The sequence below is a fragment of the Streptomyces sp. NPDC006997 genome (assembly GCF_040635175.1).
In the GTDB taxonomy this organism is placed as follows: domain Bacteria; phylum Actinomycetota; class Actinomycetes; order Streptomycetales; family Streptomycetaceae; genus Streptomyces.
The window spans coordinates 112,409-127,483 of sequence record NZ_JBEYHH010000021.1 but is presented as its reverse complement, the minus strand read 5'-3'; the positions used below and the strand labels follow the sequence as shown (position 1 = coordinate 127,483).

The 15,075-nt window shown below is 74.0% G+C and carries 11 protein-coding genes and 1 pseudogene; 7 read left to right on the top strand and 5 right to left on the bottom strand.

Annotation, left to right across the window (positions count from 1 at the left end):
• Positions 1 to 2: 2 nt before the first annotated feature.
• The 3 genes and pseudogenes from ABZ659_RS22085 to ABZ659_RS22075 form a co-directional block, all read right to left on the bottom strand.
• Positions 3 to 437: pseudogene (locus ABZ659_RS22085) on the bottom strand (ABC transporter permease subunit); the annotation flags it as partial.
• Positions 438 to 779: 342 nt separating this feature from the next.
• On the bottom strand, positions 780 to 2,030 hold the full coding sequence (locus tag ABZ659_RS22080) for an ROK family transcriptional regulator (RefSeq protein ID WP_360222638.1): 1,251 nt from the start codon (positions 2,028 to 2,030) through the stop codon (positions 780 to 782).
• 78 nt (positions 2,031 to 2,108) lie between these two features.
• On the bottom strand, positions 2,109 to 3,362 hold the full coding sequence (locus tag ABZ659_RS22075) for an FAD-binding protein (protein ID WP_360222635.1): 1,254 nt from the start codon (positions 3,360 to 3,362) through the stop codon (positions 2,109 to 2,111).
• 185 nt (positions 3,363 to 3,547) lie between these two features.
• On the opposite strand from ABZ659_RS22075, the gene ABZ659_RS22070 reads away from it, so the two are divergent.
• From ABZ659_RS22070 to ABZ659_RS22050, 5 genes are all read left to right on the top strand, one after another.
• Positions 3,548 to 4,876 (top strand): radical SAM protein, encoded by a 1,329-nt coding sequence (locus ABZ659_RS22070; protein ID WP_360222632.1) that lies wholly within the window; start codon positions 3,548 to 3,550, stop codon positions 4,874 to 4,876.
• 138 nt (positions 4,877 to 5,014) lie between these two features.
• Positions 5,015 to 6,541, top strand: a complete 1,527-nt coding sequence (locus ABZ659_RS22065) for a cellulose-binding domain-containing protein (RefSeq protein WP_360222629.1) — start codon at positions 5,015 to 5,017, stop codon at positions 6,539 to 6,541.
• Between the two features lie 395 nt (positions 6,542 to 6,936).
• A complete protein-coding gene (gene rsgA / locus ABZ659_RS22060) occupies positions 6,937 to 8,079 on the top strand; it encodes a ribosome small subunit-dependent GTPase A (protein WP_360222626.1) in 1,143 nt (380 codons plus the stop codon).
• A 95-nt stretch (positions 8,080 to 8,174) separates the two neighbouring features.
• The gene (locus ABZ659_RS22055; RefSeq protein WP_360222716.1) at positions 8,175 to 9,611 is read left to right on the top strand and encodes an AlkA N-terminal domain-containing protein; all 1,437 of its coding nucleotides are present in this window, start codon (positions 8,175 to 8,177) and stop codon (positions 9,609 to 9,611) included.
• Positions 9,602 to 10,123 carry a methylated-DNA--[protein]-cysteine S-methyltransferase gene (locus ABZ659_RS22050; RefSeq protein WP_360222623.1) on the top strand — a complete coding sequence of 174 codons (522 nt, stop codon included), beginning with the start codon at positions 9,602 to 9,604 and terminating at the stop codon, positions 10,121 to 10,123. Before ABZ659_RS22055 ends, ABZ659_RS22050 begins: the two co-directional genes overlap by 10 nt.
• Here ABZ659_RS22050 and ABZ659_RS22045 read toward each other — a convergent pair.
• Both ABZ659_RS22045 and ABZ659_RS22040 read right to left on the bottom strand, forming a co-directional pair.
• The gene (locus ABZ659_RS22045; protein ID WP_360222620.1) at positions 10,086 to 10,568 is read right to left on the bottom strand and encodes a DUF456 domain-containing protein; all 483 of its coding nucleotides are present in this window, start codon (positions 10,566 to 10,568) and stop codon (positions 10,086 to 10,088) included. The genes ABZ659_RS22050 and ABZ659_RS22045 overlap by 38 nt on opposite strands.
• Positions 10,569 to 10,622: 54 nt before the next feature.
• The gene (locus ABZ659_RS22040; RefSeq protein WP_360222617.1) at positions 10,623 to 11,606 is read right to left on the bottom strand and encodes a helix-turn-helix transcriptional regulator; all 984 of its coding nucleotides are present in this window, start codon (positions 11,604 to 11,606) and stop codon (positions 10,623 to 10,625) included.
• Positions 11,607 to 11,905: 299 nt separating this feature from the next.
• Here ABZ659_RS22040 and ABZ659_RS22035 point away from each other — a divergent pair, with 299 nt between their 5' ends.
• Entirely contained in the window at positions 11,906 to 13,261 is a 1,356-nt protein-coding gene (locus ABZ659_RS22035; protein WP_360222614.1) for a protein phosphatase 2C domain-containing protein, read from the top strand.
• 64 nt (positions 13,262 to 13,325) lie between these two features.
• Positions 13,326 to 15,068, top strand: coding sequence for a pyruvate dehydrogenase (locus ABZ659_RS22030; RefSeq protein WP_360222611.1), 1,743 nt, complete (start codon positions 13,326 to 13,328; stop codon positions 15,066 to 15,068).
• The last annotated feature ends 7 nt before the right edge of the window (positions 15,069 to 15,075 follow it).

Genomic DNA, 15,075 nt, shown 5'->3' with positions numbered 1-15,075 from the left:
GGTCAGCCCTTGGTGCCGGTCTGTGCGATGCCCTGGACCAGCCGGCGCCGGAGGAAGAGGAACACGAACACCAGGGGCGGGATGGAAATGGCGGTGGCCATGAAGATCGGATGGAAGGTGACGGTCTGGTCGGTCATGTGGGAGGAGAGCGCCACCCGCACCGTCCACGCCGGTTCGTCCCGGCCGATGACCAGGGGCCACAGGAAGGCGTTCCGGCCGCTGGTGAAGGTGATGGTGGCGATGGCGGCGAAGAGGTTCAGCGAGTTGGGCACGACGACGCGCCGGTACGCGCCCCGGTAGCCGAGTCCGTCCACGCGCGCCGCCTCCTCCAGTTCCTTGGGGAACCCCAGGAAGTACTGCCGGAAGAGGAAGCAGGTGAAACCGCTGAACAGGCCCGGGACGACCAGCCCGCGCACACTGGACACCCAGCCGAGTGACTGCCCGAACCGGAGCCGCCGCCCCGGCCGTTGTCGCCCCCGCACGCCGCCAGCGACCCGGCGGCGGTCAGGCCGAGGGCGGCCCGCGGGACGGAGCGGCGGTTCCAGCCCCCTCGGCCCGGTGCTCCGTTGCCCGGTTCTCTGCTGCTGACGGCCGACATGGTGACGTCCTTGTCTCGCGTACGGCTGCGGCTCGGCGGTTCGGCGCAGGTGACTCAGCGACCCGGTGGCTCAGTTCGGCTTGCGGTGCGGGACGCTAACCTTCGGCCACTACTTCGGCAAGGGGTTGGACGAAGCCTGCGCGAAACGAGGCGCGGCGTTCGGGATGCCGGACGCGGGACGTCACGCGGGCGGCGCGGAACGGCTCCTCCCGGGCGCGCCGGGACGGCGTACGGCGGTCCGCTGCCCGGCCGACTGGAGCGCGCCCTCCAGCGCGAACGCCGCCGCGCCCAGACAGACCGGGTCGGTGGGGATCGGGGACAGCACGATCTCGGTGGCCACCAGCGGACGCCGCAGCGCGCGCCGGGCGACCGCCTCGCGCACCCCGGCGAGCAGCGGTTCCCCGAGCGTGGCCGCGACCCAGCTGCTGAGCACGACCACCTCGGGGTTGAGCAGGTTCACCAGGTCCGCGATCCCGGCGCCGAGATAGCGGGCGGTGTCCCGGACCACCCGCACGGCCACCTGATCGCCCGCCGCCACCCCGCGCGCCAGCGCGTCGACGGTGGCGGTCTGGTCCCCGGGGTGCAGCAGGGGGCTGTCCGGGCTCAGCTCCCGCAGGTGCCGCATGATGCCGGGCGCCCCGACGTACGTCTCCATGCAGCCCTGGCTGCCGCAGTGGCACAGCCGCCCGTCGAGCACGAGGGTGGTGTGCCCCCACTCGCCCGCGCTGTCGCTCACCCCGCGGTGCACCCCGCCGCCCAGCACCAGCCCGGCGCCCACCCCGGTGCCGAGGTTGACCACCACGGCGTCCCGGCGCCCGCGCGCCGCCCCGAACCACAGTTCCGCCACCGCGCACGCCCGCAGCGGGTTGTCCAGGTGCAGCGGGTAGGCGATCTGCTCGGCGAGCAGGTCCCGCAGGGGTACGTCGTGCCAGTGGTCCCAGTTCGGGGCGTACTCCGAGACGCCGGTGTCCCGGTCCACCTGCCCCGGCATACTCACGCCGACGCCGAGCACCCGGGCCGCCTCCGTCCCGGCCTGCGCGACCACCGAGCCGACGGCGGCGGCGACCTGGCCGACGAGCCGCTCGGGGCGGTTCCCGTCGGTGTGGACGTCCTCCTCGGCGTGCGCGAGCACGTTCAGCGCCAGGTCGAACAGCTCGACGTGGACGTACGTCTCCGCGATGTCCACGCCGACCAGCGCGCCGCCGGCGGCGTGGACGGCGACCAGGCCCCGGGGGCGCCCGCCCGCCGAGTCCTCGAAGCCGACCTCGGTGATCATGCCCAGGTCCAGCAGCTCACCGACGAGCGTGGCGACGGTGGCCAGGCTCAGCCCGGTGGCGGCGGCCAGCTCCTGCCGTGAGGTGGGGGAGGAGGCGATGACCTGCCGGAGTACGCCGTAGCGGTTGGCGGTGCGGATGTCCCGTGATGTGCGCACGGTCGGGAGGCTAGGATCCCGCAACCCCTTTCCACAAGGGATGCGGAAAGGGGTGGAGCAAGCCCGGCCCGTCCGACGTCACCCGCCGAGCACGCCCCGCACGAAGGCGTTGGCGAACGTCCCGGCCGGGTCGAGGTCCGCGGCCAGCGCCCGGAAGTCGCCCAGCCGCGGATACCGCTCGCCCAGCACCGCCGCCGGGGTGGTGAACACCTTCCTCCAGTGCGGGCGGGCCTCGAAGGGAGCGAGCGCCGCCTCCAGCCGCCGTACCACCGGCAGGACGGCGGCGGTGTCCTCGACCCAGGTGAAGTGCGCCGCCACGGTGTCCCGCCCGTACGCCGGGCTCAGCCACTGGTCGTCGGCGGCGACCGTACGGATCTCGCAGGTCTGCAGCACGGGCGCGACGACGTCCCGGATCCCGTCGACCGCGGCCAGCATCCCGACGGCGTACCGGCGCGGCAGCAGGTACTCCGACTGGAGTTCCGCCCCGCTGCTCGGCGTGAACTCCGCCCGGAAGTGCGGCAGCCGCTCGTGCCAGGGCCCCGGCACCCCGAACTGCTCGGTGCAGTGCACGGCGGGCATCCCCGGCACCGGGTGCATCGGCTCCGTCGCCGGGGCGGCGAACGGGAAGTCCGGCAGCGGCTGGTCGGCACGCCGCTTCAGCCACACCTGGCGGAACCCCGGCGCCCGCCAGTCGGTGAACAGGCTCACGCTGTACGCCGCGGACATCACCGTCTCGAACGCCGCCTGGTCGAGCCCCGCGAGCGGCAGCTCGGTGAAGACGTGCTGCGCCACCTCGTAGGCGGGCTCCAGGTCCAGGGTGAGCGCCGTCACCACGCCGAGCGCGCCGAGCGCGGTGACCGCGCCGCCGAAGCGCTCCTCCCCGCGCCCGACCGCCACCGTCGTACCGTCCCCGGTGACCAGCTCCACCGACCGCACCGCCGCCGACAGCGGACCGTTGCCCACCCCCGAGCCGTGCGTGCCGGTCGCCACCGACCCGGCCACCGAGATGTGCGGCAGCGAGGCCATGTTCGGCAGGGCGAGCCCGTGGGCGTGCACCGCGCGCGCCAGCTCCGCGTACCGGACACCGCCCCCGACCCGCACCGTACGGGCCGCCGCGTCCACGTCGAGCACCGGCGGCAGGGCGTCGAGGGAGAGCAGCACGCCGTCGGGGCCCGGGTCGGCGATCTCGTTGAAGGAGTGCCCGCTGCCCAGCACCCGCACCCGGGCCGCGTCCGCGACGAGCGCGCGCAGCGCGTCCAGGGAGCGCGGGCGGTGCAGCTCCTTGGCGGCGTAGGTGATGTTGCCCGCCCAGTTCGTCACGGTGTCGGTCATGCGGGACCCTCCCAGGAGATCAGTCGGCGCCCATCACACCACTGCCGCGCCCCGCACCGGCGTGCGGGTCGCGAACATCACCGTCCAGGGCCTTTCGGCCCGCTTCCGGGACCCGGCTGCACACCACCGGCGCGCGGGGGCATACCGTGAGGAGTCGAACGTCACCGCAGGGAGGAGATCACGGGATGGGCAGCCGCACCGCGCTGGTCGAGGATCTGATGGAGCGCTTCCCGCACGTGCCGCGGGAAGCCGTCTTCAAGGAGGACCTGCTGCGCGGTGGTGTCGCGTTCGACGCGTCCGCGCTCAGTGACACCACCAACGAGGCGGCCGGCGAGGTGAAACCGAAGTCGTACTTCATCTTCTCCTTCGACCACGGCACCCTCCCCGAGCTGGGCGAGGCCGCGCTGCGCCGCCCGCCGGAGGAGATCATCCTCACCGGCGGCCCCTACGACCTGCGCCGCACGGTCGTCTCGGTCCGCGTCAACCCGTCCTCGCCGTACCGCGTCGCCGCGGGCGACGACGGCGTCCTCGGCCTCTACCTGGACGGCAGGCGGATCGCCGACGTAGGTGTGCCCCCGATGCCGGAGTACTACCGGCACACCCTCTCCAACGGGAAGTCCGTGATGGAGGTCGCCCCGACCATCCAGTGGGGCTACCTGATCTACCTCACCGTCTTCCGGGTCTGCCAGTACTTCGGCGCCAAGGAGGAGTGCCAGTACTGCGACATCAACCACAACTGGCGCCAGCACAAGGCCGCCGGACGCCCGTACACCGGGGTCAAGGACGTCGAGGAGGTGCTGGAGGCGCTGGAGATCATCGACCGCTACGACACCGCGAAGACCTCCACCGCCTACACCCTCACCGGCGGCGCCATCACCAAGACCGTCTCCGGCCGCGACGAGGCCGACTTCTACGGCCACTACGCCAAGGCCATCGAGGAGCGCTTCCCCGGCCGCTGGATCGGCAAGGTCGTCGCCCAGGCCCTGCCCCGCGACGACGTGCAGCGGTTCAAGGACTACGGCGTGCAGATCTACCACCCCAACTACGAGGTGTGGGACGAGTACCTGTTCAAGATGTACTGCCCCGGCAAGGAGCGCTACGTCGGCCGCGACGTGTGGCACCGACGGATCCTGGACTCCACCGAGGTGTTCGGCGCGCGCAACGTGATCCCCAACTTCGTCGCGGGCGTGGAGATGGCCGAGCCCTTCGGCTTCAAGACGGTCGACGAGGCCATCGCCTCCACCACCGAGGGCCTGCGCTTCTTCATGTCGCACGGCATCACGCCCCGCTTCACCACCTGGTGCCCCGAGCCCACCACCCCGCTCGGCAAGGCCAACCCGCAGGGCGCGCCGCTGGAGTACCACATCCGCCTGCTGGAGGCGTACCGCGCCACCATGGACGACTTCGGCCTCTCCTCGCCCCCCGGCTACGGCCCGCCCGGCCCCGGCCGCGCGGTGTTCTCGGTCAGCTCGTTCATGGACAGCCTCCCGGCGAAGGACCCGGTGGAGGTCTGAGCGAGGGGGCCGCGGGTTCGAGGAGGCGGCTTGTCAGTTGTGAGGGAGCCGTGAAAGGCTCGGTTCCTGCCCCGAGGGTTCCTCACAACTCCCCTGCGAACCTGGTGAGTTGACCTCACATGCGGATGCAGGAGACCCATGCCCGACCTGCCGACCCCCCAGGACGCCGCCGAGGCAGCGCTGTTCTCCGAGTGCTGGGACGCGGTCCTGTCCTACGCCGACCTGTGCACCTGCGGCTCGGAGGCCGCCGCCCGGCTGGCCCGGGAGGCGTTCGCCGACGGTCTGCGTGAGACGGCCCGTACGGCGGCCACCACCACCGACGTCGTACGGGACACCGGCCGACGCGCGGCCCAACTGCCCCGCATAGCGCGGATGCTGACCGCCGTCCGGCGCACCGCCGCGGCCTGGGAGGCGCGGGGTCAGGGCCACCGCCTCGACCCCGACCTGCGCCTCTGGCTCGGCTCTGAGCACGCCGCCCGGCACACCGGACCGCCCCTCGGCCGCCCGCTCGCCCTGCGCACCCTGCGCGACATGCAGCCCGCCGACGCGGAGCTGCTGTGGCTGGCCGAGGTGGAGTCGCTGCCGCTGTCCGTCGTGGCCCGCCGGCTCCGCCTCGACCCGGCCACCGTCGGCGCCGCGCTCGCCGAGGCACGCGCCCTGTTCCGGGACCGCTGCCTGCGCAACCACCTCGACACCCGGCTGGCGGCGCCGTGCCGCGGCTACGCCCGGATGCTCGACGCGCTGACCCGCGCCCCCGGCACGGACGCTCCCGAGACCCCCGACGACCTCTCCCGGCACCTCACCCACTGCGTGCGCTGCGCCGAGGCCGCCGCCTGCCTCCGACTGCACGGCGGCGGGCTGCCCGCCGCCCTCGCCGGCGGCGTGATCGGCTGGGGCGGCCTCGCCTACCTCGAACGCCGCCGCCGCGCCGCCGACGTCCGACTCGGCGCCGCGCCCTCCGCCCCCGCCGACCCCGAGCCCCCGGGCGCCGGCACGGGCAAGGCCCGCGTCCTGCGTAACGGCCTCCTCGTCGCCGCCGTCCTGGTCTCCCTCCTCGCCCTCGGCGTGACCCTCCTCCCCGGCGGCGAGGACACCCCCACCGACCTGGGCGAGGGCCGCCCGGTGGCCGACCCCCGCCCGTCCCCGCCCCCACTCACGGTCGCACCCGCCACGCCGCCCCCGCCCCCCGCCGCGTCCCACACGAGACACCGCCCGGAGCCCCCTCCCGAGCGCCCCCACCCCGAAACCCGGAACACCTCATCCCCCACCCCCACCCCCGCCTCCACCCTCAGCCCCCGGACCCGGCCCGCCACCGCCCCCACATCTCCTTCTTCCTCCCCCTCCACCACCCCCGCCTGCCGCGTCGACTACGACATCACCGGCCAGTGGCCCGACGGCTTCCAGGCCGCCGTCACCGTCACCACCGCCCACGCCCTCGACGACTGGCGCCTGACCTGGACCTTCCGCGACGGCCAGCGGGTGACCCAGATGTGGGACGCGGGCTACGTCCAGCAGGGCACACGTGTCACCGCCACCGCCGCCCACTACAACGCCACCGTCCCCGCCGACAGCACCCTCTCCCTCGGCTTCATCGCCGCCTGGCAGCAGACGAACACCCCGGCGTACGACTTCGAGCTGAACGGGCGGGCGTGCGCGACGGCGTGAGTGAGTGCACGTACCTGCACATAGGACGCCAAGGCGCACGCGGCGGCGGAGGCGGACCCGGGCATCCGACTCGTCGACGTGGAGACGGTCTACGGCGTGCAGTGACAGGCCCCCGACCAGCGCGGTCGGGGGCTTCCCCCTGGGGCCCGGAAATCCGCTGGCGCGGACGCGTGGCGGGGTCCTATGGTGGGCCCTGTTCGCGCGGCGGCCGGTGGCCGTCGCTGTTGGCCGGGTGAAGAGTGAGGAGGTGTCGACCGATGGCTGTCACTGCGCTGGGCGCTGCCCGCATCCGTGTAACCGTCAAGTCCACCTCCGTGGCCACCGGCTGAAACTCCCTCTCTTCGCGTGCCGTCGTGCGCGCTCTCGCCGGGGTCACCCATGTGAAGGGTCACCCGTTGACTTCCACTTCTGTTTTCTCCGCGCTCGCTCCCTACGGTTGGGACGAGGCATGGGCAGGGCAGTTCGCTCCGTATGACGCGCAAGGGCTGGTGCCCGGGCGGGTCCTGCGGGTGGACCGGGGGCAGTGTGACGTCGTCACCGCCGACGGCGTGCTGCGCGCCGACACCGCGTTGGTCACCCCGCACGACCCTTCCCCGAGTTCTCAGCTTCGCTCGAACAGGGGAGACCCCGTTCGGGTGCTGTGCACCGGGGACTGGGCCGTCATCGACCCCGAGGGCGGCCACCCGCGGTATGTGCGGGCCTATCTGCCGCGTCGTACCGCCTTCGTGCGCTCCACCTCCTCCAAGCGGTCCGAGGGGCAGATCCTCGCCGCGAACGTCGATCACGCCGTCGTCGCGGTGTCGCTGGCCGTCGAGCTCGACCTCGCCCGTGTCGAACGGTTCGTCGCGCTCGCCTGGGAGTCCGGGGCGCAGCCCGTGGTCGCCCTGACCAAGGCCGACCTCGTGCCGGACCCCGCGACGCTGGCGCACCTCGTCCAGGACGTCGAGACCAGCGCGCCCGGCGTGCCCGTGCTGACCGTCAGCGCGTTGCACGGGGAGGGGCTCGACGTCCTCGTGGCGCTCGTCGCCGACGGGACGTCCGTGCTGCTCGGGCAGTCCGGCGCGGGCAAGTCCACCCTCGCCAACGCGCTGCTCGGCGAGGAGGTCATGGACGTGCGGGCCACCCGTGACGTCGACGGCAAGGGGCGGCACACCACCACTACCCGTAACCTCCTCGCCCTGCCGGGGGGCGGGGTCCTCATCGACACGCCGGGGCTGCGGGGTGTGGGCCTGTGGGACGCCGGGAGCGGGGTCGGGCAGGTCTTCGCCGAGATCGAGGAGCTGGCGCGCGACTGCCGGTTCCACGACTGCGCCCACGACGCCGAGCCCGGCTGTGCCGTCCTCGCCGCCATCGACTCCGGTGACCTGCCGGTACGACGGCTGGAGAGCTACCGCAAGCTGCTCCGCGAGAACCAGCGCATCGTCGCCAAGACCGACGCCCGGGTCCGGGCGGAGATCCGCAAGGACTGGAAGCGGAAGGGGGCGGAGGGGCGCGCCGCCATGGAGGCCAAGCGGGGCGGTCGCCCACGGTCGCGATAGCGACAGGGGCGGTGGTGGTGACGGTGGTGGTGGGTAACGTCGTGTCCGATTCCCGCTAGCAGGGGGGTCGCGGCTCGTCGACACTGGATCTCGTGATGGACGAAGACACCAGGTACGAGGCCGTGCGCAGCCGCGACGGGCGCTTTGACGGCGTCTTCTTCTTCGGAGTGACCACCACCGGCGTCTACTGCCGCCCCAGCTGCCCCGCCGTCACCCCACGGCGGCGGAACGTGCGCTTCTTCGCCACGGCCGCCGCCGCGCAGGGCTCCGGCTTCCGGGCCTGTCGGCGGTGTCGGCCGGACGCGGTGCCCGGGTCGGCCGAGTGGAACGTGCGCGCCGACGTCGTGGGCCGGGCGATGCGGCTGATCGGTGACGGCGTCGTCGACCGCGAGGGCGTCACCGGGCTCGCCGCCCGGCTCGGCTACAGCCCCCGGCAGGTGCAACGGCAGCTCACCGCCGAGCTGGGCGCCGGGCCGGTCGCGCTGGCCCGCGCCCAGCGCGCCCACACCGCGCGCACCCTGCTCCAGACCACCGTGCTGCCGGTCACCCACATCGCGTTCGCGTCCGGGTTCGCCAGCGTCCGGCAGTTCAACGACACCATCCGCGAGGTGTACGCCCGCACCCCGAGCGAGCTGCGCGCCCTCGCCCCCGGCCGGGGCGCCCGCCGCCCCACCCCCACCGCCGGGATCCCGCTACGGCTCGCCCACCGAGGCCCCTACCAGGCCGGACCCGTGTTCGACCTGCTGGCCCGCGAGGCCGTCCCCGGTGTGGAGGAGGTGACCGGTACCCCCGGCCGCCGCACCTACCGCCGTACCCTCCGGCTGCCCTACGGCACCGCCCTCGCCGCGGTCGACGAACGGCCCGGCAACCGGCGGCCGTCCTCCGGCGCCCACCCCGGGGGCTGGCTGGACGCCCTGCTGCACCTCACCGACCCCCGCGACCTGACGACCGCCGTACAGCGGCTGCGGCGGCTGTTCGACCTCGACGCCGACCTGTACGCCGTCGACGAGCGGCTCGCCACCGACCCACGCCTCGCCCCCCTCGTCGCCGCCCGCCCCGGGCTCCGCGCCCCCGGCGCCGCCGACCCGGAGGAACTGGCGGTACGGGTGGTGGCCGGGCGTGCGGAGGCCGAGCGGCTGGTACGGCGGTACGGCACCCCCCTCGACGTCCCCTGCGGCGCCCTCACCCACCTGTTCCCGACGCCCGCAGTCCTCGCCGGGGCCGAGCCGCACGGCACCCTCGGCGCGCTCACCGCCGCCCTCGCCGACGGCACCGTACGGCTGGACCCCGGCGCCGACCGGGACGACGCCGAGGCGGCGCTGCTCGCCCTGCCCGGCCTGCGCGCCCGTACCGTCGCCGTGATCCGCGCCCGCGCCCTCGGCGACCCCGACGCCGCCCCGCCCGGCACCGGCGTACCCGACGCCTGGCGGCCCTGGCGGTCGTACGCCGTGCACCACCTGCGGGCCGCGGGGTGGGCGGAGGAGGAGAACGTGATGGAGAAGGACATGGAGAAGGAGATGACGTGGGTGTGACCGTGCACTGGGGCAGGGTCGACAGTCCCCTCGGGCCGCTGCTGCTCACCGCCGATCCCGACGGCGTGCTGACCTCGCTGTCCATGAGCGGGCAGCGGGGCGGCCGGGAGGTGCGGGACGGGTGGCGGCACGATCCGGAGCTGTTCCGGGCGGCCGAGGAGCAGCTCGGCGCGTACTTCGCGGGGGAGCTGACCGAGTTCCGGCTGCCGTGGCGCGCGCACGGGACCGCCTTCCGGGAGCGGGTGTGGGACGCCCTCGACGCGGTGCCCTACGGGGCCACCACCTCGTACGGCGAGATCGCGGCGCGGATCGGGGCGCCCCGGGCCGCCGTACGGGCCGTCGGCGGGGCGATCGGCGCCAACCCGCTGCTCGTCCTGCGGCCGTGCCACCGGGTGATCGGCGCCGACGGGACGCTCACCGGGTACGCGGGCGGGCTGGAGCGGAAGCGGCGGCTGCTCGGCCTGGAGGGAGCCCTCAGCCCCACAGCACCGCGCCCAGCCACGCTCCCGTGATCAGCAGACAGGTGAACAGCTCCGCCAGCACGCTCCAGCCGCCCTCGCGCATCGCCTCGCGCAGCGCCGCGCGGGCCTCGCCGTGGCGGCCGAGGCGGAGCCGTTCGGCGAGGTAGATCCCGCCGACGAAGCCGGGGACCGCGCCGACCACGGGGACCAGGAAGAAGCCGAGCAGCGCCCCGCAGCCGGCGTACACCGCCAGCCGCCGGTCGGCGCGGCCCGTCCGCAGCCGTCTGGGCGGCAGGGACCAGCGCACCACCTGGCACAGCAGCAGCGCGACCGTGGCACCGACGAGCACGAACCAGGACACCGCCCGCGGGTCCTTCAGCGCCCACCACATCACCGCGGCCCACACCAGCCACGACCCTGGCACCCCGGGCACCAGCACTCCGCACAGGCCGAACAGGATGACCAGCCCGGCCAGCAGGAGGTCCCACACTCCCATCTGCCCAGGGTGCCGGAGGGGGCGCGGGCGCGCAGGTCGGCTGCCTTCCCGGCATCACCGGTCGCGGGCCACCCAGCCGCGTTCGTAGGCGTGCCAGCCCAGCTGCAGCCGGGTCGTCGCGCCGGTCAGCTCCATCAGGTGCCTCACCCGGCGCTGCACGGTCCGCAGCCCCAGGTCGAGCTGCTTGGCGACGCTCGCGTCGGTCAGCCCGGCCAGCAGGAGGGAGAGCACCTCAAGGTCGGTGGCGTCGGGGGCGTCCGGCCCCTGCTCGACCACCCCCGCACCACCGACGCGCAGCGGCAGCGCCTCCCGCCACACCGCCTCGAACAGGCCCGCCAGCAGCTCCAGGAGCCCGCTGGCGTGCACCACCAGCGCGGCCGGTCCGGCGGCCGGCGCGCCGAGCGGTACCAGCGCGGTCGTACGGTCGGCGACCACCAGCTTCGTCGGCACCCGGTCCACGACCCGTACCTCCTCGTCCCGGCCGAGCGCCGCGGTCAGCTCGGTGATGCCGTGCGGCCGGTCCAGCACCGCCCGCTCCACCACCACCCGGTAGCGCACCCCGCGCCCGGCCGCCTGCTCCTCGGCGTCGTTCTCCATGCCGGTGACGGCGACCGGGTCGCCGGTGACCAGCGCGCACACCTCGTCGACCGCGCCGAGCTGCAACTGGAGGAACCGCTGGGTGACCGCGGCCGACCCGAGCACCACCTCGACCAGGTCGTGCACCGCCGGTTCGGCCGCCGCCGCCCGGTACTCCTCGGCGAGCAGCACGGCCGCCAGCTCCGCCTGCTCCAGCTCGTGCCGCCGCTGGGTGAGCAGGGCGCCCAGCGCCACCGCGGGCGGGGCGGCGACCCAGCGGCCGGGGCGGGTCGAGGACTGCGCCGCGAGTCCGTGCCGCTCCAGCTCCCGCAGGGCGCGTTCGGTCGCCCGCTCGCCCAGCGTCAGCCGCCGCGCGAGATCGGCCGCGTCGGCGGCGCCGACCGCCACCAGCGTGCGGTACGCCGTCTCGTGGGTGCCGTCCAGACCTATCGCCGCCAGCATCAGGTCGTCGTCCCTCCTGTGGTTCCGGGGTGCCGGGGTGGCGGGAAGCTGCCGTGGCGTGTACCCGCCGCGCAACATCATCGCGGCAGTGAGCCGCGCTCTGCCAGGGTGGACAGCGCGTGCCAGCAGGGGCCTCACGAGCGTGACCCGGGTCCGTGACGCGTTGTGGCGCGCAGGGGCCGGGCCCGGGTCACCCCACGTCGCCGGGCGGTTCTCCCGTGGGGGGTGGAGCCGCCCGGCGACCCCGAATTTCCGGATGTCCCGTTTTCCTCTCGCCCTCGCGGTGGACAATTGGGCGCATGAGCCAGCAAGGGGGAAGGCCCGCCGGTCAGTCCGACGACTGGTGGGGGCAGCTGTACGACGACTCCACCGAGGACACCGGCCCGACGGCCGCGCCCGACTCACTGGACGACCGGTTCGCGTCGGCTTCCGGGGCGGTGGCGTTACCTGAGGCGCCCGGGGACGGTGCCGTGTCGGGTGATGCTCGCCGCGGCGGGGGTTCGCGGCGCGGGGGGATCTTCCGGCAGCGGAGGGCCGGGGAGGCGGAGGAGGGTTCTGCCTCGGGACCTGGGGGGCCCACGGCCGCGACCACGGGGCCCGGGACCATACCGGCGTCCGGTGCGGTGCCCGGTCCGGCGTCCGGTGCGGCGTCCGGTGCGGTGCCCGACGCCGTCGCGGCTCAGCCCTCCACCGCTCCCGCCTACATCGGCTCCGGGCCGCCCACCTACGAACCCGAGCCCACCACCCTGCCGCCCGCCGACCCCGACGATCTCGACGACCTCGTGGCCGACACCGTGCTCGACGGGGCCCGCTACGGCGCCTGCACCCTGCGGGCCGTGTCGATGCGCGGCGACTCCGCGCGCTACCGGGGCGAACCCCGCCGCGACGCGCTGCTCACCGCCCGGTTCGGCACCGGCGAACACGCGCTGGTGCTGGTGGCGATGGCGACCGGCGCCCGTGCCACCCCCGGCGCGCACCGCGCGGCGGCCGAGGTGTGCCGGTGGATCGGCGAGGCCGTCGGGCGCAGCCACGCCCGGCTCGCCGAGGACATCCGGGCGGGGCGGCGCGGCGACCTCAAGTCGGGCCTGCACCGGCTGACCGACCGCAGCCTCGGCAGGCTCCGCGCGGGCGCCGCCGAACAGGGGCTGCGGCCCGAGGAGTACGCCGCCAGCCTGCGCTGTCTGCTGCTGCCCGCCGACCCCGAGTGCCGTACCCGCGTCTTCTTCGGCGTCGGACCCGGCGGGCTGTTCCGGCTGCGGGACGGCGAGTGGCAGGACATCGAGCCGCCGGTCGCCGACGTCACCGGCGCCCCCGTCGTCGGCTTCGGCTCACTGCCGTCCGAGACCACCGAGGGCGACCGGCTCACCATGGACCTCGGCATACCCACCCCGCCCAGCCCGTACGAACCCGCCCCCGCCCCGCCCCGTGAACCCTTCCGGTTCCGGGCCTCCGTCGCCCGGCCGGGCGACACCCTGCTGGTGTGCACCGCGGGCCTGGCCGAGCCGCTGCGCGGGGAGCCGGACCTCGCCGCCCACCTGACCGGGCGTTGGTCGGCACCCGAGCCGCCCGGGATCGCGGAGTTCCTCGCCGGCGCCCAGGTGCGGGTCAAGGGGTACTCCGACGACCGTACGGCGGCGGCCGTTTGGGAGGCGTAACCGCGACGGGTGTGGATTGATGGACCCGAAGAGACCCACAGGGCTTGAAGGGGTGCAGGGATCCATGGCCAAGCAGAACGTCGCCGAGCAGTTCGTCGACATCCTCGTCCGCGCCGGAGTCAAACGGCTCTACGGCGTCGTCGGGGACAGCCTCAACCCGGTCGTCGACGCGATCCGCCGCACCTCCGGCATCGACTGGATCCACGTGCGCCACGAGGAGACCGCCGCGTTCGCCGCCGGGGCGGAGGCGCAGGTCACCGGGCAGCTCGCCGCCTGCGCCGGTTCCTGCGGCCCCGGCAACCTGCACCTCGTCAACGGTCTGTACGACGCCCACCGCTCCATGGCGCCCGTGCTCGCCCTCGCCTCGCACATCCCGTCCAGCGAGATCGGGCTCGGGTACTTCCAGGAGACCCACCCGGACCAGTTGTTCCGTGAGTGCAGCCACTACAGCGAGCTGATCTCCAGTCCGAAGCAGATGCCGCGGCTGGTGCAGACCGCCATCCAGAACGCGGTCGGACGCGGCGGCGTCAGCGTGGTCTCGCTGCCCGGTGACATCGCCTCGCAGCCCGCTCCCGAGAAGGCCGCCGAGACCGCCCTCGTCACCTCCCGGCCCACCGTCCGCCCCGGGGACGCCGAGATCGACCGGCTCGTCGAGCTGATCGACCGGGCGAACAAGGTCACCCTGTTCTGCGGCAGCGGCACCGCGGGCGCGCACGCCGAGGTCATGGAACTCGCCGGGCGGATCAAGTCGCCCGTGGGGCACGCGCTGCGGGGGAAGGAGTGGATCCAGTACGACAACGAGTTCGACGTGGGGATGAGTGGGCTGCTGGGCTACGGGGCCGCCTACGAGGCCACCCACGAGTGTGACCTGCTGATCCTGCTCGGGACTGATTTCCCCTACAACGCCTTCCTGCCCGACGACGTGACCATCGCGCAGGTCGACGTACGGCCCGAGCACCTCGGCCGTCGCTCGAAGCTCGACCTCGCCGTGTGGGGGGACGTGAAGGAGACCCTGCGCTGTCTCATCCCCCGGGTGCGGGTCAAGGAGAACCGGCGCTTCCTCGACAAGATGCTGAAGCGGCACGCGGACGCGTTGGAGGGGGTCGTCAAGGCGTACACGCGGAAGGTCGACAAGCACGTCCCCATCCATCCCGAGTACGTCGCCTCGGTGCTCGACGAGGTCGCCGCCGACGACGCGGTGTTCAGCGTGGACACCGGGATGTGCAACGTGTGGGCCGCCCGCTACATCTCGCCCAACGGGCGCCGTCGCATCATCGGGTCCTTCTCCCACGGGTCGATGGCGAACGCCCTGCCCATGGCGATCGGCGCGCAGTTCACCGACCGGGGGCGGCAGGTCGTGTCGATGTCGGGGGACGGCGGCTTCTCCATGCTGATGGGGGACTTCCTGACGCTGGTGCAGTACGACCTGCCCGTGAAGGTGGTGCTGTTCAACAACTCCTCGCTGGGCATGGTCGAGCTGGAGATGCTCGTCGCCGGGCTGCCCTCCTACGGCACCACCAACAAGAACCCCGACTTCGCCGCCGTCGCCCGGGCCTGCGGGGCCTACGGGGTGCGGGTGGAGAAGCCCAAGCAGCTCGCCGGTGCGCTGAAGGCCGCCTTCCAGCACAAGGGGCCCGCGCTGGTCGACGTCGTGACCGATCCCAACGCGCTGTCCATTCCGCCGCGGATCAGCGCGGAGATGGTGACCGGGTTCGCGCTCTCCGCCTCGAAGATCGTGCTGGACGGCGGGGTGGGGCGGATGGTGCAGATCGCTCGGTCCAACCTGCGGAACGTGCCTCGGCCGTAGGGGTGTG